At 61.9% G+C, this 22,939-nt stretch carries 24 protein-coding genes and 1 other RNA gene; 11 read left to right on the top strand and 14 right to left on the bottom strand.

Annotated elements, in window-relative coordinates:
• Positions 1–20: 20 nt before the first annotated feature.
• From QMK47_RS28375 to QMK47_RS28360, 4 genes are read right to left on the bottom strand one after another with little or no spacing between them, the layout of a single operon-like run.
• On the bottom strand, positions 21–755 hold the full coding sequence (locus QMK47_RS28375; RefSeq protein WP_253470315.1) for an amino acid ABC transporter ATP-binding protein: 735 nt from the start codon (positions 753–755) through the stop codon (positions 21–23).
• Complete coding sequence (locus QMK47_RS28370) at positions 742–1,392, bottom strand: amino acid ABC transporter permease (protein ID WP_003206735.1); 651 nt, start codon at positions 1,390–1,392, stop codon at positions 742–744. The genes QMK47_RS28375 and QMK47_RS28370 overlap by 14 nt, the downstream gene beginning before the upstream one ends.
• Positions 1,389–2,069 (bottom strand): amino acid ABC transporter permease, encoded by a 681-nt coding sequence (locus tag QMK47_RS28365; RefSeq protein WP_014340792.1) that lies wholly within the window; start codon positions 2,067–2,069, stop codon positions 1,389–1,391. Before QMK47_RS28365 ends, QMK47_RS28370 begins: the two co-directional genes overlap by 4 nt.
• A 21-nt stretch (positions 2,070–2,090) precedes the next feature.
• Positions 2,091–2,876 carry a transporter substrate-binding domain-containing protein gene (locus tag QMK47_RS28360; RefSeq protein WP_018610665.1) on the bottom strand — a complete coding sequence of 262 codons (786 nt, stop codon included), beginning with the start codon at positions 2,874–2,876 and terminating at the stop codon, positions 2,091–2,093.
• Between the two features lie 254 nt (positions 2,877–3,130).
• Here QMK47_RS28360 and QMK47_RS28355 point away from each other — a divergent pair, with 254 nt between their 5' ends.
• The 6 genes from QMK47_RS28355 to QMK47_RS28330 all read left to right on the top strand — a co-directional run bounded on the left by QMK47_RS28355 (position 3,131) and on the right by QMK47_RS28330 (position 9,326).
• Positions 3,131–3,838, top strand: coding sequence for a FadR/GntR family transcriptional regulator (locus QMK47_RS28355; RefSeq protein WP_214510064.1), 708 nt, complete (start codon positions 3,131–3,133; stop codon positions 3,836–3,838).
• Between the two features lie 120 nt (positions 3,839–3,958).
• Positions 3,959–4,288, top strand: coding sequence for a thioredoxin TrxA (trxA, locus tag QMK47_RS28350; protein ID WP_214510063.1), 330 nt, complete (start codon positions 3,959–3,961; stop codon positions 4,286–4,288).
• A 241-nt stretch (positions 4,289–4,529) separates the two neighbouring features.
• A complete protein-coding gene (gene rho, locus QMK47_RS28345) occupies positions 4,530–5,789 on the top strand; it encodes a transcription termination factor Rho (RefSeq protein ID WP_003206716.1) in 1,260 nt (419 codons plus the stop codon).
• Positions 5,790–5,913: 124 nt separating this feature from the next.
• On the top strand, positions 5,914–7,380 hold the full coding sequence (ubiD, locus tag QMK47_RS28340; protein WP_039590257.1) for a 4-hydroxy-3-polyprenylbenzoate decarboxylase: 1,467 nt from the start codon (positions 5,914–5,916) through the stop codon (positions 7,378–7,380).
• Complete coding sequence (locus tag QMK47_RS28335) at positions 7,380–8,348, top strand: CDP-6-deoxy-delta-3,4-glucoseen reductase (RefSeq protein ID WP_253470313.1); 969 nt, start codon at positions 7,380–7,382, stop codon at positions 8,346–8,348. The genes ubiD and QMK47_RS28335 overlap by 1 nt, the downstream gene beginning before the upstream one ends.
• Before the next feature lie 309 nt (positions 8,349–8,657).
• Positions 8,658–9,326 (top strand): gamma-glutamylcyclotransferase, encoded by a 669-nt coding sequence (locus QMK47_RS28330; protein WP_320389613.1) that lies wholly within the window; start codon positions 8,658–8,660, stop codon positions 9,324–9,326.
• Here QMK47_RS28330 and glpT read toward each other — a convergent pair.
• A complete protein-coding gene (glpT, locus tag QMK47_RS28325; RefSeq protein WP_253470312.1) occupies positions 9,302–10,651 on the bottom strand; it encodes a glycerol-3-phosphate transporter in 1,350 nt (449 codons plus the stop codon). The two genes, QMK47_RS28330 and glpT, sit on opposite strands and share 25 nt — an antisense overlap.
• 215 nt (positions 10,652–10,866) lie before the next feature.
• Positions 10,867–11,844 (bottom strand): NADPH:quinone oxidoreductase family protein, encoded by a 978-nt coding sequence (locus QMK47_RS28320; protein WP_320389612.1) that lies wholly within the window; start codon positions 11,842–11,844, stop codon positions 10,867–10,869.
• A gap of 150 nt (positions 11,845–11,994) precedes the next feature.
• Here QMK47_RS28320 and QMK47_RS28315 point away from each other — a divergent pair, with 150 nt between their 5' ends.
• The gene (locus QMK47_RS28315; RefSeq protein ID WP_320389611.1) at positions 11,995–12,411 is read left to right on the top strand and encodes a flagellar basal body-associated protein FliL; all 417 of its coding nucleotides are present in this window, start codon (positions 11,995–11,997) and stop codon (positions 12,409–12,411) included.
• 67 nt (positions 12,412–12,478) lie between these two features.
• On the opposite strand, the gene QMK47_RS28310 is transcribed toward QMK47_RS28315, so the two are convergent.
• The 4 genes from QMK47_RS28310 to QMK47_RS28295 all read right to left on the bottom strand — a co-directional run bounded on the left by QMK47_RS28310 (position 12,479) and on the right by QMK47_RS28295 (position 17,813).
• Entirely contained in the window at positions 12,479–13,597 is a 1,119-nt protein-coding gene (locus QMK47_RS28310; RefSeq protein WP_214510058.1) for an ABC transporter permease, read from the bottom strand.
• Positions 13,597–16,320, bottom strand: a complete 2,724-nt coding sequence (gene rbbA, locus QMK47_RS28305; protein ID WP_320389610.1) for a ribosome-associated ATPase/putative transporter RbbA — start codon at positions 16,318–16,320, stop codon at positions 13,597–13,599. The genes QMK47_RS28310 and rbbA overlap by 1 nt, the downstream gene beginning before the upstream one ends.
• Positions 16,317–17,282 carry an HlyD family secretion protein gene (locus QMK47_RS28300; RefSeq protein ID WP_253470308.1) on the bottom strand — a complete coding sequence of 322 codons (966 nt, stop codon included), beginning with the start codon at positions 17,280–17,282 and terminating at the stop codon, positions 16,317–16,319. Before QMK47_RS28300 ends, rbbA begins: the two co-directional genes overlap by 4 nt.
• 81 nt (positions 17,283–17,363) lie before the next feature.
• Positions 17,364–17,813, bottom strand: a complete 450-nt coding sequence (locus QMK47_RS28295) for an EVE domain-containing protein (RefSeq protein WP_253470307.1) — start codon at positions 17,811–17,813, stop codon at positions 17,364–17,366.
• A gap of 195 nt (positions 17,814–18,008) precedes the next feature.
• Here QMK47_RS28295 and QMK47_RS28290 point away from each other — a divergent pair, with 195 nt between their 5' ends.
• Positions 18,009–18,155, top strand: coding sequence for a hypothetical protein (locus tag QMK47_RS28290; protein WP_003206689.1), 147 nt, complete (start codon positions 18,009–18,011; stop codon positions 18,153–18,155).
• Positions 18,156–18,190: 35 nt separating this feature from the next.
• Here QMK47_RS28290 and QMK47_RS28285 read toward each other — a convergent pair whose 3' ends face one another.
• The 4 genes from QMK47_RS28285 to QMK47_RS28270 form a co-directional block, all read right to left on the bottom strand.
• Positions 18,191–18,796 (bottom strand): 5-formyltetrahydrofolate cyclo-ligase, encoded by a 606-nt coding sequence (locus QMK47_RS28285; protein ID WP_024617172.1) that lies wholly within the window; start codon positions 18,794–18,796, stop codon positions 18,191–18,193.
• Between the two features lie 114 nt (positions 18,797–18,910).
• Positions 18,911–19,090: non-coding RNA, 6S RNA (gene ssrS / locus QMK47_RS28280), on the bottom strand.
• Between the two features lie 30 nt (positions 19,091–19,120).
• Complete coding sequence (locus QMK47_RS28275) at positions 19,121–19,438, bottom strand: cell division protein ZapA (RefSeq protein ID WP_003177364.1); 318 nt, start codon at positions 19,436–19,438, stop codon at positions 19,121–19,123.
• The gene (locus QMK47_RS28270) at positions 19,435–19,644 is read right to left on the bottom strand and encodes a TIGR02449 family protein (protein WP_003177365.1); all 210 of its coding nucleotides are present in this window, start codon (positions 19,642–19,644) and stop codon (positions 19,435–19,437) included. The genes QMK47_RS28275 and QMK47_RS28270 overlap by 4 nt, the downstream gene beginning before the upstream one ends.
• Before the next feature lie 129 nt (positions 19,645–19,773).
• On the opposite strand from QMK47_RS28270, the gene QMK47_RS28265 reads away from it, so the two are divergent.
• The 3 genes from QMK47_RS28265 to ubiH are packed head-to-tail and all read left to right on the top strand — an operon-like array spanning position 19,774 to position 22,872.
• Complete coding sequence (locus QMK47_RS28265) at positions 19,774–20,328, top strand: YecA family protein (protein WP_186649326.1); 555 nt, start codon at positions 19,774–19,776, stop codon at positions 20,326–20,328.
• A 25-nt stretch (positions 20,329–20,353) separates the two neighbouring features.
• Positions 20,354–21,688 carry a Xaa-Pro aminopeptidase gene (pepP, locus tag QMK47_RS28260; RefSeq protein ID WP_320389609.1) on the top strand — a complete coding sequence of 445 codons (1,335 nt, stop codon included), beginning with the start codon at positions 20,354–20,356 and terminating at the stop codon, positions 21,686–21,688.
• Positions 21,685–22,872, top strand: coding sequence for a 2-octaprenyl-6-methoxyphenyl hydroxylase (gene ubiH / locus QMK47_RS28255; RefSeq protein ID WP_320389608.1), 1,188 nt, complete (start codon positions 21,685–21,687; stop codon positions 22,870–22,872). The genes pepP and ubiH overlap by 4 nt, the downstream gene beginning before the upstream one ends.
• Positions 22,873–22,939 lie beyond the last annotated feature (67 nt).

Here is a 22,939-nt window from a genome sequence, read left to right as displayed (position 1 = left end):
CTGTTCTTTGGCAGCAAAGATCAGGCTGGCTCGACCGTCCCGATAAAATTCGCCAGCTCCGCCGTCTGCGGATTGGCGAACAACACCTTGGGATCGCCCACCTCATGCACCTTGCCCTGGTGCATGAACACCAGTTTGTCGCCGACTTCCCGGGCAAAACGCATTTCATGGGTGACCATGATCAGCGTCATGCCTTCCTTGGCCAACTGCCGCACCACGCTGAGCACTTCATTGACCAGTTCCGGGTCCAGGGCCGAGGTGATTTCGTCGCACAGCAGCACTTTTGGCGACATCGCCAGCGCCCGGGCAATCGCCACCCGTTGTTGCTGGCCACCGGACAAGCGGTCCGGGAACGCATCGAATTTCTCGCCAAGCCCGACCCGTTCCAGCATCTGCCGCGCCAGCACGGCCGCCTTGGCCTTGGGCACTTTTTGCACAACCTGCGGCGCGAGCATGACGTTTTCGCCGACCGTCAGGTGCGGGAACAGGTTGAACTGCTGGAACACCATCCCGACTTTCTGCCGCAGGCTGCGCAGATCGGCGCGGGCTGCATCGAGGTATTCGCCGTCGACTTCGATCACACCGTCGTTGATCGATTCCAGGCCGTTGAGGGTGCGCAGCAAGGTGGATTTGCCCGAGCCGCTGCGGCCGATGATCGCCACCACCTGGCCTTCCTCGACACTCAGGTCGATGCCTTTGAGCACGTGATGATCGCCGTAGTATTTATGCAGGGCGGTAATTCTAAGCAGAGGCATGCAGTCTCCTTTCCAGGTAGCGCGCACTGAGGGACAAGGGGTAGCAGAGCAGGAAATAACCGAGGGCGACCAGGCCATAGACCATGAACGGCTCGAACGTGGCGTTGGCGAGCATGCCGCCGGTCTTGGTCAGTTCGGTAAAGCCAATGATCGAGGTCACGGCCGTGCCCTTGACCACTTGCACCGAAAAGCCCACGGTCGGCGCCACGGCGATGCGCAGGGCCTGGGGCAGGATCACGTAGCGCAACTGCTCCAGCGGGTTGAGGGCCAGGCTCGCCGAGGCTTCCCACTGGCCGTGGGAAATCGAGTCGACACAACCGCGCCAGATCTCCGCCAGGTAGGCGCTGGTAAACAGCGTCAAGGCAATCGCCGCCGCCATCCACGGGGAAATCTCCACCCCGGCCAGGGCCACGCCGAAGAACACCAGGAACAGTTGCATCAACAGCGGTGTGCCTTGGAACAGCTCGATGTAGGTACGGGCGATGTTGCGGGGCAGGGCGCTTTTGGAGATGCGCAGCACCATGATCAGCAAACCGATCACGCCGCCACCGATAAACGCCACCAGCGACAGCGCCAGGGTCCATTGCAGGCCGGTGAGCAGGTTGCGCACCACGTCCCAGAAAGTGAAATCGCTCATCGGCCGCTCCCGTTGCCGCTCTTGTACAGGCAGCGGCGACCCACCCAGTTGAGGAACTGGCGGATCAGCAGCGCCATGCACAAGTAGATGAGCGTGGTCAGCGCGTAGGTTTCGAACGCGCGGAAGTTACGCGACTGGATGAAGTTGGCGGCAAAGCTCAACTCTTCGGTGGCGATCTGCGAGCAGACCGCCGAGCCGAGCATCACGATGATGATCTGGCTGCTCAACGCCGGCCAGACCTTGCCCAGCGCCGGCAGCAGCACCACATGACGGAAGGCCTCGAAGCGGCTCATCGCCAGGGCCGCGGCGGCTTCCAGTTGCCCCCGCGGAATCGCCTGGATGCCGGCACGGATGATCTCGGTGGAGTAGGCGCCAAGGTTGATCACCATCGCCAATACTGCCGCCTGCCATTCGGAAATCTGCAGGCCCAGGGACGGCAAGCCGAAGAAGATGAAAAACAGCTGCACCAGGAACGGCGTGTTGCGGATCAACTCCACGTACACGCCGAAGATCGCCGCGAACGGGCGAATGTTCCACGCCCGCACCACGGCCCCGACGATGCCCAGGCTGACCCCGAGCAACGTGCCGATGGCCGTCAGTTCCAGGGTGAACAGCGCACCGCGCAACAGCAGCTCGGTGTTTTGCACCACCGGTAGAAAATCGAACTGATAAGCCATGCTCAGCCTCTCAAGCGACGGTCAGAGATCGGCCGGCAGCGGCTGCTTGAGCCAGGTCTGGGAGTTTTTCTCCAGGCTGCCATCGGTCTTGGCGGTGGCGAGGATCTGGTTGACCTTGTCCAACAGCGCCGGCTCGTTCTTGTTCACGCCCACGTAAACCGGCGAGTCCTTGAGTTTTACCTTCAGCGCCGGAACACGCTTGGGGTTGCGTTCGCTGATGGCGACCATCACCACGTTGCCGCTGGCGATCAGGTCGACCTGGCCGGCCAGGTAGGCGGCGATGGTCGAGTTGTTGTCTTCGAAGCGCTTGATGGTGGTGCCTTCGGGGGCGACCTTGGTCAGCTCGATGTCTTCGATGGCGCCACGGGTGACGCTGATGGTCTTGCCCTTGAGGTCGTCCAGGGTGTTGATGGCGGCGTCAGGCGGGCCGAACACGGCCAGGTAGAACGGCGCGTAGGCGCTGGAGAAGTCGATGACCTTTTCCCGCTCCGGGTTCTTGCCCAGGCTGGAAATCACCAGGTCGACCTTGCCGGTGGTCAGGAAGGGGATGCGGTTGGTGCTGTTGACCGGCGTCAGCTCAAGCTTGACCTTGAGCTGGTCGGCCAGCAGTTTTGCGGTGTCGATGTCCAGGCCGCGGGGTTTCATGTCCGGGCCTACCGAACCGAATGGCGGGAAGTCCTGGGGCACGGCGACCTTGAGGGTGCCACGCTTGACTACGTCTTCCAGGCCATCGGCGTGGGCGGGTAGCTGACAGAGCATCAGGCTGGCAAACAGGGCTGTGAGCAGGGCGCTGCAACGCTGAATCATGGCGAATCTCCGCAATCGGTGATGTGATTTCTGCGTTCGGACAGAGCACAGGCCATGCCAAGGCGGCTTTTCAGCGGCCCAAGCCACGGTTTTGCTGGTGAGGAGCGGTCTTACTGGTCTGAACAGTCGTGGCGTTTTTCGCACCGTTATCGGGCGTCGGTATTTGTCGCCGAACCCCGCTGGGGCACGACTTGCCGGGCGCGGCGAATAGCTTTACAACTAGCCGCTCACTGGCCCGGTTCGTCTTGAAAATCATGAATTCCATCGCTCGCGCCGTTCCTGAAGTGGCCCTGCAAGCCATCCGCAAACTGATCGTCGATGAAGGCTTCGGCCCGGGCGATGCGCTGCCGTCGCAACGGGACCTGGCGCTGCAATTGGGGGTGAGTCGGGCGTCGCTGCGCGAAGCGCTGTCATCCCTCAGTGCCCTGGGCATGATCAGCGTGCAACCGGGCAAGGGGGTCTTCGTGCAGGCGCCGGTAGAGGCTCCACGCAGCGAGTCGGCGCCGGGCTGGCCGTTCGCGGCCCAGGCCTCGCCGGTGGATATCTTCCAATTGCGCTACGCCCTGGAGGGCTTCGCGGCGGGGTTGGCGGCGGTAACGCTGAGCGCCGACGAGCTGGACATGCTGCAAGACAATGTCGAAGCCATGCGCCGGGAGTTGAAGATCGGCGATTTCGACGCCGCCGCGCGGCTGGATTTCGAATTTCATCGACGAATCCTGCTGGCCAGCGGCAACCAGGCGATGTTGAGCATCCTCACGGCCAGCGCCGATATCTTCCTGGAAAGCCAGAAACTACCGTTCATCAGGGCGGAGCGGGCGATGGAAACCTGGCAGGAGCATCGCAAAATCCTTCGCGCCCTGGCTCGCCGCGCTTCGGGGGCTGCGCAAAAAGCCATGCAGGAACATGTACGTAACGCTGCGCTGCGTACCGGGATTTCCTTCGTGGCGCCTGTTGCCTCGTGACTTGGGCTATACCCAAATACATCTGTCGCCATAGCGAGACTCAATCAACTCAAGCTTCCTGAACCTTGGAAGGGCAGCTATGATGGGCCACGTTTTTTTGCTGATTACCCGGAGACTTCCATGAGCAACGAGCTTATCAAACACGTTAGCGACGCTAGCTTCGAGGCTGACGTACTCAAGGCCGAAGGCCCGGTACTGGTCGACTATTGGGCTGAGTGGTGCGGTCCCTGCAAAATGATCGCCCCGGTCCTGGACGATATTGCTACCACCTATGCAGGTAAGCTGACCATCGCCAAGCTGAACATCGACGAAAACCAGGAGACTCCGGCCAAGCACGGCGTACGTGGTATCCCGACCCTGATGCTGTTCAAGAACGGCAACGTCGAAGCTACCAAGGTTGGCGCGCTGTCGAAGTCGCAACTGGCTGCTTTCATCGACGCCAACATCTAAGCGTCGAATGCCATTGAAAAAGCCCCGCAAATCGCGGGGCTTTTTCGTTATTCAGGGCTAGACGCTCGCAAACCCAGGTGTTACATTCGGCCCCGCACTGGTTTCTCCAGTGCCCCCTGCAAGCCGTCGCCGACGCTCTCCTTTCGAATAAGTACGCGATCCTGTCGCCTTCTCCGCGGCGCGGCCTCATTAAGCCAAAAGCTTAATTTCCCCCCTCCATAAATGATTACGTCATTCCTATATGAATCTGACTGAACTCAAGCAAAAGCCGATTACCGAACTGCTCGAATTGGCCGAACAGATGGGCATAGAAAATATGGCCCGTTCGCGCAAGCAGGACGTGATTTTCTCCCTGCTCAAGAAGCACGCGAAAAGCGGCGAGGAAATCTCCGGTGATGGCGTGCTGGAGATTCTCCAGGACGGCTTCGGCTTCCTTCGCTCCGCAGACGCTTCCTATCTTGCCGGCCCAGACGATATCTACGTCTCGCCGAGCCAGATCCGTCGCTTCAACTTGCGCACCGGTGACACCATCGTTGGCAAGATCCGCCCTCCGAAGGAAGGCGAGCGTTACTTCGCACTGCTGAAGGTCGACACGATCAACTTCGATCGTCCGGAAAACGCGAAGAACAAGATTCTCTTCGAGAACCTGACGCCGCTGTTCCCGACCGTACGCATGAAGATGGAAGCCGGCAACGGTTCCACCGAAGACCTCACCGGTCGTGTCATCGACCTGTGCGCACCCATCGGCAAAGGCCAGCGCGGCCTGATCGTGGCACCGCCCAAAGCGGGCAAGACGATCATGCTGCAGAACATCGCGGCCAACATCGCCCGTAACAACCCTGAAGTTCACCTGATCGTGCTGCTGATCGACGAGCGTCCGGAAGAAGTGACCGAGATGCAACGCACCGTGCGCGGCGAAGTGGTCGCCTCGACGTTCGACGAGCCGCCGACCCGCCACGTGCAGGTTGCCGAAATGGTGATCGAGAAGGCCAAGCGCCTGGTCGAGCACAAGAAGGACGTGGTGATCCTGCTGGACTCCATCACCCGTCTGGCCCGTGCCTACAACACCGTGATCCCGAGCTCCGGCAAGGTGCTGACCGGTGGTGTCGATGCCCACGCGCTGGAAAAACCGAAGCGTTTCTTCGGCGCCGCGCGGAACATCGAGGAAGGCGGTTCGCTGACCATCATCGCCACCGCGCTGGTTGAAACCGGCTCGAAGATGGACGAAGTGATCTACGAGGAATTCAAGGGCACCGGCAACATGGAGCTGCCTCTGGATCGCCGTATCGCCGAGAAGCGTGTGTTCCCGGCCATCAACATCAACCGTTCCGGCACACGCCGCGAAGAGTTGCTGACCGCCGACGACGAGTTGCAGCGCATGTGGATCCTGCGCAAGCTGCTGCATCCGATGGATGAAGTCGCCGCCATCGAGTTCCTGGTCGACAAGCTGAAGACGACCAAGACCAACGACGAGTTCTTCCTGTCGATGAAACGCAAGTAACTCGACAAGACAGGCCAGCAAGAGCCGGGGAAACCCGGCTTTTTGCTATCTGTGCATTCACTATTCTGGACGGGCGGCGTTAAACTCGGGCCCCCGAACGCCACGGCCACCATGAGGCTTTTGCATGCAGTATCGCGACTTGCGCGACTTTATCAGCGGGCTGGAACAGCGCGGCGAACTCAAGCGCATCCAGGTGCCGGTGTCCCCCGTCCTGGAAATGACCGAGGTCTGCGACCGCACCCTGCGCGCAAAAGGCCCGGCGCTGTTGTTCGAAAACCCGACAGGCTACGACATTCCGGTCCTGGGCAACCTGTTCGGCACGCCGGAACGCGTGGCCCTGGGCATGGGCGCCGAAGCGGTCAGCGAACTGCGCGAAATCGGCAAGCTGCTGGCGTTCCTCAAGGAGCCCGAGCCGCCGAAAGGCCTGAAGGACGCTTGGTCCAAGCTGCCGATCTTCCGCAAGATCATTTCCATGGCGCCGAAAGTCGTCAAGGACGCGATCTGTCAGGAAGTGGTGATCGAGGGTGACGATGTCGACCTGGCCATGCTCCCGGTGCAGACCTGCTGGCCGGGCGACGTAGGGCCACTGATCACCTGGGGCCTGACCGTCACCAAGGGCCCGAACAAGGATCGCCAGAACCTGGGCATCTATCGTCAGCAAGTGATTGGCCGCAACAAGGTCATCATGCGCTGGCTGAGCCATCGCGGCGGTGCGCTGGACTACCGTGAGTGGTGTGAAAAACACCCCGGCCAGCCATTCCCGGTGTCGGTGGCCCTGGGCGCGGACCCGGCGACCATCCTCGGCGCCGTCACGCCTGTGCCCGACAGCCTTTCCGAATATGCATTCGCCGGCCTGTTGCGGGGCAACCGCACCGAGCTGGTGAAGTGCCGTGGCAACGACCTGCAAGTGCCGGCCACCGCCGAGATCATCCTTGAAGGGGTGATCCATCCAGGTGAAATGGCCGATGAAGGTCCGTACGGCGACCACACCGGTTACTACAACGAAGTCGATAGCTTCCCGGTGTTCACCGTCGAGCGCATCACCCATCGGATCAAGCCGATTTACCACAGCACCTATACCGGCCGTCCGCCCGATGAGCCGGCCATTCTCGGCGTGGCCCTGAACGAAGTGTTCGTGCCTATCCTGCAAAAGCAGTTTCCGGAAATCACCGATTTCTATTTGCCGCCGGAAGGCTGTTCGTATCGCATGGCCGTGGTGACCATGAAGAAGTCGTATCCGGGGCATGCCAAGCGGGTGATGCTCGGAGTCTGGTCGTTTTTGCGACAGTTCATGTACACCAAGTTCGTTATCGTCACCGACGACGATATCAACGCACGGGACTGGAACGACGTGATCTGGGCCATCACCACGCGCATGGACCCCAAGCGCGATACGGTGATGATCGAGAATACGCCGATCGACTACCTCGACTTCGCCTCGCCGGTGTCCGGCCTGGGGTCGAAGATGGGGCTCGATGCCACGCATAAATGGCCCGGTGAAACCACTCGTGAGTGGGGCCGGGTTATCGTCAAGGATGAGGCCGTTACCCAACGGATCGATGCCATCTGGAATCAGTTAGGAATAGATTGATGCGTGTAACCTTGCAGCCTTCCGGGGCGGTGCTGGAGATCCGGCCCGCCGAGCGGATTCTCGATGGCGCGCGGCGCCTGGGCTATGAATGCCCGCAAAGTTGCCGCAACGGCAACTGCCACGTCTGCGGCGCGTTGTTGGTGGAAGGCCGTGTGGAACAGGCGGGCGAGGTGCGCGATCACGGTGAGATCTTCACCTGCATCGCCGAGCCGCTGGAGGATTGCGTGGTGTTGTGGGATGGCGTGCTGTCGCCGGGTGAGCTGCCGGTACGCAACCTGGCGTGCCAGGTGGTCGAGTGCGCCGACGTGGGGGGTGATGTCTGGCGAGTGCACCTGCGTGCGCCGGCCGGTAAGCCGCCGCGCTATCACGCCGGGCAGTACCTGATGATCGAACGGGAAAACGGCGAAAAATCGGCCTTCTCCCTGGCCTCGGCGCCGCATTCGGGGCGCGAGCTGCAATTGCACGTGTTGGTGCGCGAAAGCAGTGCACAAGCCCTGCTGGAGCAACTGCGGCGCAACCCCAGCGTGCGTATCGAAATGCCTTTTGGCGACACGCATTTGTCCGAACTGCCCGATGGCCCGTTGGTACTGATCGCCGCCGGAACCGGCATGGCGCAGATGCACAGCCTGATCGAGCACTGCCGGGCGGCGGGTTTCAAGCACCCGGTGCACCTGTATTGGGGCGTGCGGCGGCCGGAAGATTTCTATGAAATCGAGCATTGGGACGAATGGAAAAAACTGCCGAACCTGTTCCTGCACAAAGTCGTCAGCGACTTGTGCGGCTGGGAAGGGCGCTGCGGGATGCTCCATGAAGCGGTGTGCGAGGACCTTAGCGATCTTTCCGGTGTGCACGTCTACGCCAGCGGCTCGCCGGCCATGATCTACGCCACGCTCGACGCGCTGGTGGAAGCCGGCATGGACGCCCATCAAATGCGCGCCGACGTGTTTGCGTATGCGCCGCGGGCTTGATAGCGACTGATCTGGATGGGTGGGCTTTTGTGGCGAGGGAGCTTGCTCCCGCTGGGCTGCGTAGCGGCCCCAACATCTTGCGGTCGCTGCGCAACCGAGCGGGAGCAAGCTCCCTCGCCACAACCGCGCGCATGTCCGCCCGTCGATATAACCTCATATATTTCGTTTCGATATTTAGTCTCAAGGCTAGATACCGATAACGTATATAGGGTACGGGATGGCATTTAACTTGCCTTGCTCCCCATGAACGTCAACCCCATGACGGTCCCCTTCACCTTCTGACCCGCGAGGAGCCAAACGCTACCGGCCATGACCGCTATCGAATCCGCCGTTACCTGTGCCTTGTACCCGCCAAGGCTCGACCTGGGGCCGCAGCTGACCCGTGAGCAATTGCTCGCCTCGATGCAATTGACCATGAGTCTCCACCAGGGCGGTCCGATCTGGCTGTTCGCATACGGTTCCTTGATCTGGCGGCCCGAATGCACGGCGGTGGAGCGGATGCGCGGCCGGGTCCATGGTTATCATCGCGGTTTGTACCTGTGGTCCCACGAGCATCGCGGTACACCGGAGTTGCCGGGGCTGGTGTTCGGGCTGGATCGCGGCGGCTCCTGCAGCGGTTTCGCCTACCGATTGCCGGAGGAGAATCTCGAGAGTTCGCTGTTTGCCCTGTGGCAGCGCGAGATGCCGGTCCCGTCCTATCGCCCGCACTGGCTCAGTTGCCGTCTCGAGGATGGCAGCCGGGTGCAAGCCTTGGGGTTTGTACTGGAGCGACACCTGCCCAGCTATGCCGGCAACCTGCCGGATCATGTGCTGAGCCAGGTGTTCGAAAGCGCCTGTGGGCGTTATGGCACCACTCGTGATTACGTCGAGCAGACCATCCACGCCCTGCGCAGCCACGCCATGCCAGACCGGAATCTGGAGGCGCGGCTCAAGCGCTGCAAATCAGCGCTGGATCAGGCGATCGCTTCGCGGCTCTGACTGGCGATCTGCCTGTGCCACAGGGTTGGCGCAAGGAAGGCCATCGCCAGCAGGCAGGCGACAACCAGTAGGATGAAGCCGCCATCCCAGCCGAAATAGTCCACCGTGTAGCCCATCATGGCACTGGCCGCGACCGAACCACCGAGATAACCAAACAGACCGGTAAAGCCGGCAGCCGTGCCCGCCGCTTTCTTGGGCACCAGTTCCAGCGCCTGCAGACCCACCAGCATGACCGGACCGTAGATCAGAAAGCCGATCGCGAACAGCGAGATCATGTCGACCATCGGGTTGCCCGGCGGATTCAGCCAGTAAACGATCGTCGCAACGGTCACCAATGCCATGAACACCATGCCCGTCAGGCCACGGTTGCCCCGGAAGATCTTGTCCGACATCCATCCGCACAACAGCGTGCCGGGAATGCCGGCCCACTCGTACAGGAAGTAAGCCCAGGACGTCTTGTCGAAGTTGAAGTGCTTGACCTCTTTAAGATAGGTCGGCGCCCAATCCAGGATGCCGTAACGCAACAAGTAGACGAAGACGTTGGCCAGCGCGATGAACCAGAGCATTTTGTTGCGCAGCACGTATTTGACGAAGATGTCCTTGGCGCTGAATTCTTCTTCGTGGCTGGCATCGTAGCCTTCCGGGTAATCGTTCTTGTACTTCTCGATGGGTGGCAAGCCCGTCGATTGCGGCGTATCGCGCATCACAATGAAGGCAAATACAGCGACCAGCAGCGCCACCGCCGCCGGTACGTAGAACTTGCTGTGCCAGTCGTTGAACCAGCCCATGCCAAGTATTGCCAGTGGACCGATCAGGCCGCCGCCGACGTTGTGGGCGGTGTTCCATACCGAAACCACACCGCCGCGTTCTTTCTGCGACCACCAGTGCACCATGGTGCGCCCGCTAGGTGGCCAACCCATGCCTTGGGCCCAGCCGTTGATGAACAACAGGATGAACATCATGGTCACGCTGGAGGTTGCCCACGGTGCGAAACCGAAAACGAACATGACGCCGGCGGACACGATCAGGCCGAAGGGCAGGAAGTAACGAGGGTTGGAACGGTCGGACACGATGCCCATCAAAAACTTGGAAAGGCCGTAGGCGATCGCGATCGCCGACATCGCCACCCCCAGTTGGCCTTTTGTATAGCCTTGGGCGATCAGATCCGGAAATGCCAGGGTGAAGTTCTTGCGTAGCAGGTAGTAACCCGCATACCCGATGAAAATCCCGGCGAAGATCTGCCAGCGAAGGCGTCGATAGGTGCTGTCTATTTTTTCTTCAGGCAATGGCGCCTGATGTGGGGCAGGGCGAAAGAAAGCAAACATTCAAGAGCTCCAAATTTCTTGTTTTGACTGCGGATACGAATGTTACAGTTTCGTTACCGAAAATAGCATCGGTTCTTATCCACAAAAAAGCGGGAATGTTGGAGATGTTGTGTTCTTTTACGAACATGTCGCTCAGGTATAAATGAAGGGCGGTGTGGGAATGGCGAAACCGGGTCGTAGGGTTGCGGCCCGGTATAAACAATTCAGGTAAGCAATCAGCGAACCTGAACCACCACTTTTCCGACCGCCTTGCGTTGGCCAAGATCATTGATCGCCTGGGCAGCGTTGCTCAGCGGGTACACCTGCGACACCAGCGGCTTGAGCTTGCCCTCGGCAAACCAGCCGAACAATTGCTGGAAGTTGGCGGCGTTGTCCTGGGGCTGGCGCTGGGCGAAGGAGCCCCAGAACACGCCCACCACGGCGGCGCCCTTGAGCAGCGCGAGGTTCACCGGCAGTTCGGGGATGCGTCCGCTGGCAAAGCCCACCACCAGCAACCGGCCGTTCCAGGCGATGGCGCGGACGGCCTGGTCGAACAGGTCGCCACCCACCGGATCGTAGATCACATCGGCACCCTGGCCGTCGGTGAGGCGCTTGATTTCATCCTTCAGGCTGGTTTCGGTGTAGTTGATCAATTCGTCGGCACCAGCGGCCTTCGCCACGGCGAGTTTCTCCGCGCTGCTGGCAGCGGCGATCACCCGGGCGCCCATGGCCTTGCCGATCTCCACCGCCGCCAGGCCGACACCACCGGATGCGCCGAGCACCAGCAGGGTTTCGCCGGCTTGCAGGTTGGCCCGTTGCTTGAGGGCGTGCATCGAGGTGCCGTACGTCATGCTGAAGGCGGCGGCGGTGTTGAAGTCCATGGACGCGGGGATCGGCAACACGTTGTAGCCAGGTACCGCCACCTGCTCGGCAAAGCTACCCCAGCCGGTCAACGCCATCACCCGGTCGCCGACCTTCAAGTGGCTGACTTTCTCTCCCACTTCGCTGACGATGCCCGCCGCTTCGCCGCCAGGGGAGAACGGGAAGGGTGGCTTGAATTGGTATTTGCCCTCGATGATCAGCGTGTCAGGGAAGTTCACCCCGGCGGCATGCACGTCCAGCAGCACTTCGTTCTTCTTGGCGACGGGGTTGGCGACGTCTTCCAGCACCAGCGATTCGGCGGGGCCGAATTCTTTGCACAGCACGGCTTTCATCAGGGCTATTCCTTTGGGAGTGATGGCCGATAAGTGTAGGTGTGAGAGACAACGGGTCAACGAGCATGCCCTGCCCTGATAGCCGGCCATAAGCTTGTGCTTGAACGGCGGGGCGGTATGCTGGGCCGCAAACCGGATGAGGAATCAATTGTGAAAGCGTGGATCATGTTGATGCTGGCCCTGTCGTTGCCTGTGGCAGCGATGGCCGAAGAGGGCAAGGAAGCGAAGGAAGGCGAGGCGCCGAAGGTCAGCTACATCACCCTCAGCCCACCCTTTGTCGGCAACTATGGGCTCGACGGTACGGCGAAACTGAAGGTCTACAAGGCCGACGTGGCCCTGCGCGTGACCGGTGACGCCGCCGCTGCGGCGGTCAAGGCCAACGAGCCGTTGATTCGCAACCAGTTGGTGGCGCTGTTCGCCCAGCAGACCACCGAGGCCATGAATGACCTGGAAGCCAAGGAAAAGCTGCGTCAGGAAGCGTTGAAGCAGACCCAGCAGGTGATGAACGACGAAACCGGCAAGCCGATGGTCGATGACCTGTTGTTCAACAACCTGATCATTCAGTAAACCGGCTCGATCGCAGCCTTTGGCAGTGCCCGGATCTCCTGGCGCTGCCAAAGGCTGCTTTTTTTCGTCAAGACGCCAGGCTTTTCCGAAACCGGGCCAGGGCGATTGCAAAGAACAACAGCCCGATGACCGCCAGCGCCAGCAGGTCCGGCCAGATCACGCCAGGGCCGGCATCTCGGAACAGGATCGCCGCGCTGAGGCTGACGAAATGCGTCGAGGGCGAGCCTTGCATCACCCATTGCAACCATTGCGGCATGCTGTCCAGCGGTGTACTGCCGCCCGACAACAGCAGCATCGGAATGATGACCGGGATCGCCAGCAAGCCGAATTGTGGCGTCGAACGGGCGAGGGTGGCGAGGAAGATGCCCAGTGAGGTGCTGGCGAACAGGTAGAGTGCGGTCACCAGCAGGAAGAGCACCATGGAGCCGGCGAGTGGAACCCCCAGGGCGAACTTGACGATGATTTCCAGCGACGCCCAGGTGCACAGCACCACTACCAGCAGGTTGCTCCAGATTTTCGCCAGCATGATTTCCAATGCCGTCAGCGGCAGCACCAGCAAGTGGTCGAGGGTGCCGTGCTCGCGCTCGCGCAGCAGCGCGGTCCCCGTCAGGATGATCGCCAGGATCGTGATGTTGTTGACGATCTGGATCACCGCCAGGAACCAGCCACCTTCCAGGTTGGTATTGAACAGCGAACGCGTGGTCAGCCTCACGGGCGTTGCTTCGCTCGTTTGTGCCTGGCCGGCGTAGGTCGTCAGTTCCTGTTGGAAAATCCGTCCGATGTAGCCGGCGCCCATGAACGCCTGGCTCATGGCCGTGGCATCGACGTTGAGTTGCAGCGTCGGTTCGCGTCCTGCGAGCAGGTCGGCCTGGAAGTTGGCGGGCACGTTAATGACAAAGGTGTAGCGGCCACTGTCCATGACCTTGTCCAGTTCGGCATAGGGCAAGGCCATCGGGTTCTGGAACTCCGGCGGTTGCAGGACCTGGGCCAATTGGCGCGAAAGATGGCTCTGGTCTTCGTCCACTATTGCGACACTGGCGTTGTGGACGCCGATTACCGAGCCGGCGGCCGGCATGTAGATCGCCACCGTGAAGGCGTAGCCCAAAAACAGCAGCAGAACGGAGTCGTAGCGCAGGCTGGTCAGTTCCTTGAGCCCCAGACGCCAGATATGTGAAAGCGTGTGCATCAGGCCTCCTGCTTTTTCAGCATGATCAGGCTGAGTCCGGTGAAGCCCAGGAAAAACCCGCCCAGCGCCAGGCATTGCGGCCATAACTGGCGCAGATCCAGGGCCTTGGTGAAGGTGCCGACGGCGATATCCAGGAAGTAGCCGGCGGGAAACAACTGGCCCATCACCGCAGCGGCACCCTCCAGGGACGAACGCGGCACGATCAGCCCCGAGAACTGGATGGTCGGCAGGCTGGTGATGATCATGGTGCCGAGGATCGCCGCGATCTGGGTGCGAGTGAACGCCGAGATCAGCAACCCCATGCTGGTGGTCGCCAGTACATAGAGCAGGCCGCCCACCGCCAGCGTCAGGCCGCTGCCTTTGAACGGCACACCGAACAGCCAGCGGTTCATCGCTGTCAGCAAGGCGAGGTTTATCAGGCTGACCGCCAGGTAGGGCACTTGTTTGCCCAGCAGGAATTCCAGGCGGGTCAGCGGCGTGGCGTAGAAATTGGTGATCGAGCCCAGCTCTTTCTCTCGCACGATGCCCAGCGCCGTCAACATGGCTGGAATGAACGCCAGGATCAGCGCCATGACCCCGGGGCCGATGGCGTTGACGCTGACCACGTCCTGGTTATAACGAAAGCGCGTCTCCAGTGTCGCGCCGGGTTGCCGGTTTGGCGCGCGGCTGCTTATTTCAGCCAGTTGCTCAAGGTTGGCCTGGTGCACGGCCTGGACGTAGTTGCGACTGGTCTCGGCTCGAAACGGTATGCCGCCGTCCAGCCAGGCACCCACCGTCGGCTGGCGGCCGGCATAAAGGTCACGACCGAAACCGGGGGGGATTTCCAGGGCCAGCTTGATCTCCGAGCGCTGCAAGCGTCGGTGCAGCTCCTTCGCGTCGCGGATGATCGGCTGCTCCTCGAAGTAGCGCGAACTGCGGAACGCTTCCAGGTAGGCACGGCTTTGCGGGCTCTGATCCTGGTCATACACGGCGAAGGCCAGTTTCTCCACATCAAGGGAAATACCGAAGCCGAAGACCACCATCATGAACAAGGCGCCCAGCAGGGCGAATGCCATCCGCACTTTGTCGCGCAGCAGTTCCTTGCCCTCCCGGCTGGCAACGGCCCACAGGCGACCGAGGCTCAGGCCGCGCCGGTCCCGGGGGGCGTCGGCACTGTCGAGGGTCACGGGAGCGGCGTCTTGCTGCGTCTCGCCCTGGGCTTTTTCCAGGCAGGTGACGAACGCGGCTTCCAGCGTCTGGCCGTTGAACTGCGCCTGCAAGGCCGCCGGCGTGTCACAAGCCAGGACCTTGCCGGCGTGCATCAGCGAAATGCGATCGCAGCGCTGGGCCTCGTTCATGAAATGCGTGGAAAGGAAAATCGTCACGCCCTGTTCGCGAGACAGCTCGATCAACAGCCGCCAGAAATCATCCCGCGCAGCCGGGTCGACACCCGAGGTCGGCTCATCGAGGATCAGCACTTCCGGGCGATGCAGCACCGCCACCGCCAGGGACAAACGCTGACGCAGGCCCAGTGGCAGCGCGCCGGAGGGCTGGTCCGCCAATGCCTGGAGATTGAAACGCTGGATCAGTTCGTCGATGCGCTGGCGACTGTCCGTCGTGGGCAGGTCGAAGAGTTTGGCGTGCAGTTCCAGGTTCTGGCGCACGCTCAGTTCGCCGTACAGCGAAAAGCTCTGGGACATGAAGCCCACCCGCTTGCGGGTGGCGAGGTCCTTGGCGTTGACCGGGTTGCCCAGCAGCCGGGCACTGCCTTCGCTGGCGGGGATCAACCCGGTCAGCACCTTCATGGTGGTGGTCTTGCCGCAACCGTTGGAACCCAGGAACCCAAAGATCTCCCCGCGACCAATCGCGAAACTGACGTTGTCGACGGCGGTGAAATCACCGAAGCGCAAGGTGAGGTCGTGGGCTTCGATGGCAATGTCGGCGGTGTTGGCGCCCCTGGGGGGAATCACCAGCGGTTCGGCATCGCGGCCGATGTCGCCCTGGAAATGGGTGAAGGCCGAGTCGAGCTTGCCGTCCGGTGTGACCTTGGCCAGCTCCGCACTCAAGCCCTTGGCGATCAAGCGACCGTTGTCGAGCATCAGGCAATGCTCGAATTGCTCGGCCTCTTCCATGTACGCGGTGGCGACCAGCAGGGTCAGTTGCGGGCGTTGTCGGCGCACGTCTTCTATCAGTTCCCAGAAGCGTCGCCGGGACAGCGGGTCTACGCCGGTGGTGGGTTCGTCGAGAATCAGCAGGTCCGGTTCATGGATCAGTGCGCAGCACAGGCCGAGCTTCTGTTTCATGCCGCCGGACAGTTTGCCCGCCGGACGATCGGCAAAGCGCTGCAGATCGGTGGCCAGCAGCAAGGTGCCCATGCGCTGTTCGCAATCTGCCCGCGATAACCCGAACAGCGTGCCGAAGAAGCGGATGTTCTCGCGTATCGACAGGTCCGGGTAAAGGTTGCCCCCCAGCCCCTGGGGCATGAAGGCAATGCGTCGGTAGAGGGTGTTGCGATGGCGTCGGTCGTCGATCGAGGCGCCGAGCACGTCCAGTTGACCGTGCTGGAGTTTCTTCACCCCGGCAATCAGCCCCAGCAGGCTCGACTTGCCGGCGCCGTCCGGGCCGATCAGGCCGCAGCGAGTGCCGACGGGCAAGCTGAAGGCGATATCGCTCAACGCCACCTGCTGGCCGTAGCGATGCTCGATGCCCGAGGCGTGCAATGCCTCGCTGAGGGCGGTGGTCATTGCAGGTTGGCCGGCCAGTCGATGGGGGCAGTGCGTACATAGCCGGCGCCGGGCATGCCGGGTTTGGCCTGGGGCACTTCGCCGGGTTGGGTCAGGCGTACCTTGACGCGGAACACCAGTTTCTGGCGCTCATCACGGGTCTCGACTTCTTTCGGGGTGAACTGGGATTTGGCCGCGACGAAGCTGACCTTGGCCGGCAGCGGTCGCTCGGGCAGGGCGTCGAGCAGCAGGCGCGCTTCATCGCCCACCGCCAGTTTCCCGGCCACCGAGGCCGGTAGGTAGAGATTCATGTATTGGTCGTTCGGATCGATCATCAGCAACACCCGGCCGCCGGCGCCCAGCACCTCACCTGGCTCGGCCAGGCGCAACTGGATCACGCCGTCGAGCGGTGCCCGCAACGTGCTGTCATCTATTTCACTGGTGAGCTGCGCCACTTGGGCCAGGGTCGCGCCGATGGCCGCATTCGCCGCCGATACCTGGGCCCGGGCGGCGTTGACCGCGGCGTTGGCGGTGTCGACGCGGGCTTGTTGCTGGTCGATGACCTGGCCGCTGGCGTAACCGCGCTTGAACAGTTCCTGGGTCCGCTTGAGCTCCTGGTGAGCGAGCAATTGTTCGCTCTGGCGCAACTGCACGTTGGCTTCGGTGGCGGCAAGGTTCTGCCGGGCACGCACGACTTCGGCCTCGGCCTGGTTGCGCTGGGCCTCCAAGGTGCGGGTGTCCATGCGCGCCAGTACCTGGCCCTTGATGACGTTGTCGCCTTCGTCGACATGAACTTCGGCCAGGCGCCCGGGCGTCTTGCTGGCGATCTGGACCTCGGTGGCCTCAAGGCGGCCGTTGCCCATGCTCAAGCCTTCCGGCAGGCGATCGTGGCGTGACTTCCAGTATCCGAAACCGCCGGCGGCCAGCAACACGGCCATCAAGGCAAAGGCAAAAAAACGCGAGGTACGATGGTTCTTCGACATGTCCGGCATCCTGCGGCTATAGCACCGAAGTCTGCGCGATCAATAGCCGAGCCAGCTTGATATCCATCAACTCATTGGCGATCAGCGCAGGGCAATCACCGCGGCCCATTGTTCGGCCGTGACGGGCATCACCGACAGTCGCGAGCCTTTTTGCACCAGTGGCATTTCAGCCAGGGCGGTCTGTTGCTTGAGGTAGTCGAGCTTCAGCACACGGGGAAACGTTTCGACATGGGCCACGTCGATCGCGGTCCAGGGGTTTTTGTCCGGGCCGGCCTTGGGGTCGAAGTAATGGCTGTCGGGTTCCAGCGCCGTTGGGTCGGGGTAGGCCGCGCGGACAATCCGGCCGATCCCGGCAATGCCTGGCTCGGGGCAACTGGAGTGGTAGAAAAAGAACGTGTCGCCCACCGCCATGGTTCGCAGAAAGTTACGCGCCTGGTAGTTGCGAACCCCGTCCCAGCGTGCCTGGCCGAGCTTTTCCAAACCTTGGATGGATAATTCGTCGGGCTCGGATTTCATCAGCCAATAGGCCATGATTGCTACTCCTTGGCGGTGTTGAAAAAAATAGTTCAGCGATTTTATGACAAACCGACAGTCGGTTGACGCCAGAGTTTGCGTGTCGGGGCCGGTTGCCGCAAAATGCCGGCCTTCCAAGCTTGACGCTGCTGCACGGCCAATAAGAAAACCGCTGCTGTCATCGTGTGTGATGTGCCTTGAGGGGGGCAATCGATGAAACGCAAACCGGATTTGTTGTGGATCTTGGTCATTCTGTTCGGTCTGGGTGTCGTGACCACGGGTTACGCCCAAAGCCTGTGGGCCAACAAGACCGACGCGCCGGTGGAAATCACCCAACCCGCGTCATCGTTCAAACGCTGAATCCGCTTTCCTGGCGCCGCTGATGACCGCGGCGTCTACCCCGCGATATACCAATGCCTGTCGCTGACCGTTCCCTGCAGCGGCACGTCCCAGCTTGCCTGCGCCAATCGTTCGACTTTCTGGCATTCATGGGCCAGCCCCAATAGCGTCGGCTTGCGCCACTGCTTGCGCCGTGCCAGATACGCCAGGCTGCGGTCATAAAAGCCGCCGCCCATGCCCAGCCGACCACCCGCATCATCAAACCCCACCAGTGGCAACAACACCAGGTCCAGCGTCCAGACCTTGCGTTGCCGGGCGATGTTCTTGCGCGGCTCTGGGATGCGAAACCGGTTGGGCTGCATTTTTTCGCCGGGGTGGATTCGCTGGAACACCATCTTGGTCTGCGGCCACGGGCTGAGCACCGGCAGGTAAGTGGCCTTGCCCCGGCGTTGGGCTGCGCGCAGCAGCAGGCGCGGGTCGATCTCGCCGTCGTTGGGCAGGTACAGGGCGATGTGCTTCGCGCGGCGAAACAGCGGGTGCTGGGCCAGTTGCTTGTACAGCCCGTGGGCGGCTTGCCGTTGCTGGGCGGGCGTCAGGGCGCGCCGGGCCTGGCGCAGCAGGCGTCGAAGTTGCGGGCGGGGCAGCAGCGCAGGTTCGGTCATATCAGTGCTTCACGCAGTGGCGATGCCACAGCGTAACCGCAAAACAGGCTGCTCAGAAATGCCTGCGCCAGAAACGACAATGCCAGTCCACATGGACTGGCATTGTCTGGAATCAGGCTCCCCGGATGAACCGCTGTCGGCTTAGCCCTTGAACCCGAAAGTTCAAGGTGGAAGTTGCAGGGGGCGTTAAGGCTTTCCGTCAAGCGGACATGCACACCGGCCCCAACGTGCAACCCCCGTGGTTGTGCGTATCGGCTCAGGGACATCACCAACTGGCAAGCACCCCAGGGAGTGATGCGAGTATACCCCAGGCAGCCTCGCGAATCAGCCCTTGCTGACGTCTGGATCGGTGGCGAGCACCAGATCCACCCGATCGAGCAGGTCGCGCACCTGTTCACGGGTCGAGCCGCTGACCTGCAGGTCCGGCGTATCCTGGCGATGCAGCAGGTCGTGGGTGATGTTCAAGGCAGCCATCACGGCGATGCGGTCGGCACCGATGACTTTGCCGCTGCTGCGGATCTCGCGCATCTTGCCATCCAGGTAACGGGCGGCGCTCACCAGGTTGCTACGCTCTTCCTGGGGGCAGATGATCGAATATTCTTTGTCGAGGATCTGCACGGTAACGCTATTGCTTGAACTCATGAGTCTTGCTCCAGGGCCTTGAGGCGCGAAATCATCGATTCGACCTTACGCCGGGCGATTTCGTTTTTTTCAATGAGGTGCGCGCGTTCCTCGCGCCAGGTTTTTTCCTGAGCTAATAGGAGTCCGTTTTGGCTCTTAAGTTGCTCGACCCGGTCAATTAGCAGTTCGAGTCTGGCCATCAGCGCTTGCAGGTCGGTGTCTTCCATTGTGTCCACTGAAGATTGTGTCTGATGGAGGGTATGAGTCGCACAGCCTCTGATAGTCTTGGCGAGTCTGTCGATGTAGGATACAAGGCCTCCATTCTAGACATAGCGCCGTCTGGCGCCTAGCTGCCCATGCCCATTCAGAATTCCCCGTATCAAGCATTCGCCACCCTGCTGAGCACCAGCGGTCATCCTGTCTCGCCTGCCGAACTGCATGGCCTGCTGCTCGGTCGCAGCTGCGCCGGCGCCGGTTTCGATGCCGCCGGCTGGTTGGCCGACGCCGCCGAGCTGCTGGAAGGCGAGCCGGCGGACAACGTCCGCAACGCGCTTATCGGCCTGCAGGAAATGGTCAAGGGCGAGCTGACCAGCGACGACATGACCGTCGTCCTGCTGCTGCCCACTGACGACGCCCCCTTGGCTGAACGCGCCGCTGCGCTGGGCCAGTGGTGCCAGGGCTTCCTCGCCGGCTTCGGCCTGACTCGCCGCGAATACGCCTTGAGCGAAGAGGCCAAGGAAGTGTTGCAGGACCTGGCCGCGATCTCCCAGGTCCAGGATGCCCTGGAAGAATCCGATGACGGCGAAAGCGACTACATGGAAGTGATGGAGTACCTGCGGGTCGCGCCATTGCTGCTGTTCACCGAGACCAAGAAAACCGATGCAGCGGCCCCCAAGCCGTCCTTGCATTAATTTTTAGAGGGAACCCCGTCTGCCCATGATTCATATCCCGAAATCGGAATACAGCCGTCGCCGCAAGGCACTGATGGCGCAGATGGAACCCAACAGCATCGCAATCCTGCCCGCCGCCGCCGTTGCGATCCGCAACCGCGACGTCGAGCACGTCTACCGCCAGGACAGCGACTTCCAGTACCTCAGCGGCTTTCCCGAGCCGCAAGCGGTGCTGGTGCTGATGCCCGGCCGCGCCCATGGCGAATACATCCTCTTTTGCCGCGAGCGCAACGCCGAACGTGAGTTGTGGGATGGCCTGCGCGCCGGCCAGGAAGGGGCGATCCATGACTACGGTGCCGACGACGCGTTTCCCATCACCGACATCGACGACATCCTGCCGGGCCTGATCGAAGGCCGCGACCGGGTGTATTCGGCCATGGGCAGCAACCCGGAATTCGACCGGCACCTGATGGAGTGGATCAACGTGATTCGCTCCAAGGCCCACCTCGGCGCCCAGCCGCCGAACGAATTCGTTGCCCTGGATCACTTGCTGCATGACATGCGCCTGTATAAATCGGCGGCAGAAGTGAAAGTGATGCGCGAAGCGGCGCGGATTTCCGCCCAGGCGCACATCCGAGCGATGCAGGCGGCGCGCCCCGGGCTGCATGAGTTCAGCCTGGAAGCCGAGCTCGATTATGAGTTCCGCAAGGGCGGGGCGAAGATGCCGGCCTATGGTTCGATCGTCGCGGCGGGGCGCAACAGCTGCATCCTGCACTACCAGCAGAACGACGCGCTGCTCAAGGACGGCGACCTGGTGCTGATCGACGCCGGCTGTGAAATCGACTGCTACGCCAGCGATATCACCCGTACCTGGCCAGTCAGTGGCAAGTTTTCACCCGAGCAGAAGGCAATCTACGAAGTGGTGCTGGCTGCCCAGGAAGCCGCGTTTGCCCAGATCGCGCCGGACAAACACTGGAACCAGGCCCACGAAGCGACGGTGCGGGTGATTACCGAGGGGCTGGTGCACCTTGGGCTGCTGGAGGGTGAGGTGGACGCGTTGATCGCCAGCGAGGCCTACCGGGCGTTCTACATGCACCGCGCTGGCCACTGGCTGGGCATGGACGTGCACGACGTGGGTGAATACCGCGTTGGTGGCGAGTGGCGGGTACTTGAGGTCGGCATGACGCTGACGGTGGAGCCGGGCATCTACATCGGCCCGAACAATCGCAGCGTCGCGAAAAAATGGCGCGGCATTGGCGTGCGCATCGAGGATGACGTGGTAGTGACCAAAACCGGTTGTGAAATCCTGAGCCACGGCGTACCGAAGACGGTCGCCGACATCGAGGCCCTGATGGCCGCCGCCCGGACGCAAACGGCATGACCCGGGTCAATCTGGCGATCGTCGGTGGCGGCCTGGTTGGCGCGAGCCTGGCGCTGGCCCTGCAGGCCGGTGCCAAGGCCCGGGGCTGGAAGATCATGCTGATCGAGCCCTTCGCCCCCGGCGACGCTTGGCAGCCAAGCTACGATGCCCGGTCCTCGGCATTGTCCTATGGCGCCCGGCAGATTTATCAACGCCTGGGTGTCTGGCAGGAGATTTCCCGCCGCGCCGAGCCGATCAAGCAGATCCATGTGTCCGACCGCGGGCGGTTTTCCACGGCGCGGCTGTCGGCCATGGAAGAGGGCGTGCCGGCGCTGGGCTATGTGGTGGAAAATGCCTGGCTCGGCCAGTGCCTGTGGCAAGGCCTGGACCCGGAGGTGGTCAGTTGGCGCTGCCCGGCGCAGGTCACCCGCATGGAACCGCTGGTCGGCGGTTATCGCCTGACCCTCGACGATGAAACCACCCTGGAATGCGACCTTGCCGTACTGGCCGATGGCGGTCGCTCCGGCCTGCGCGAGCAGTTGGGTATCGGCGTGCGCAGTCGACCCTACGACCAGAGCGCCTTGATCGCCAACATCACCCCCAGCGAAGCCCACAACGGCATGGCCTTCGAACGCTTTACCGATGACGGCCCGATGGCCTTGTTGCCACTGCCGGAGAATCGTTGCGCGCTGGTCTGGACTCGCCAGGGCATGGACGCACAACGGCTGGCGGCCCTCGACGAGCGCAGTTTCCTCAGTGAATTGCAGGGCGTGTTCGGCTATCGCCTGGGCACCCTGAAACAGGTGGGCGTGCGACATCTGTACCCGCTGGCGCTGGTGGAGGCCGAAGAGCAGGTCCGTCCGCACCTGGCGATCCTGGGCAACGCCGCCCACAGCCTGCACCCGATTGCCGGGCAGGGGTTCAACTTGTCCCTGCGCGATGCCCAGGCTCTTGCCGATGCGCTGCTCGACAGCGAAAGCGAGCCGGGGGATTTTGCCGTGTTGCAAGCCTATCGCGAGCGCCAGCGAATGGATCAGGCCTTGACCGTGGGCTTTTCCGACCAGGTCACGCGGCTGTTCGCCAGCAACCTGCCGTTGGTGTCCCTGGGCCGTAACCTCGGCCTGTTGGGCCTCGACTTGCTGCCGCCGGCCAAGCGCTGGTTCGCCCGCCAGGCCATGGGGCTGGGGACGCGTCCCGATGCTTGAGGCCGGGGCTGTCATTTCCTTTCATGGGCGACCGATGTCGCCAGCAAAACAGGCTTAGAGCATGGAA

Origin of the sequence: Pseudomonas sp. P9_35, assembly GCF_034008205.1 — a bacterium.
Taxonomy (GTDB): Bacteria; Pseudomonadota; Gammaproteobacteria; order Pseudomonadales; family Pseudomonadaceae; genus Aquipseudomonas; species Aquipseudomonas kilonensis.
Note: the sequence above shows the minus strand (reverse complement) of the source record. Positions and strands in the feature narration are given on the sequence as shown.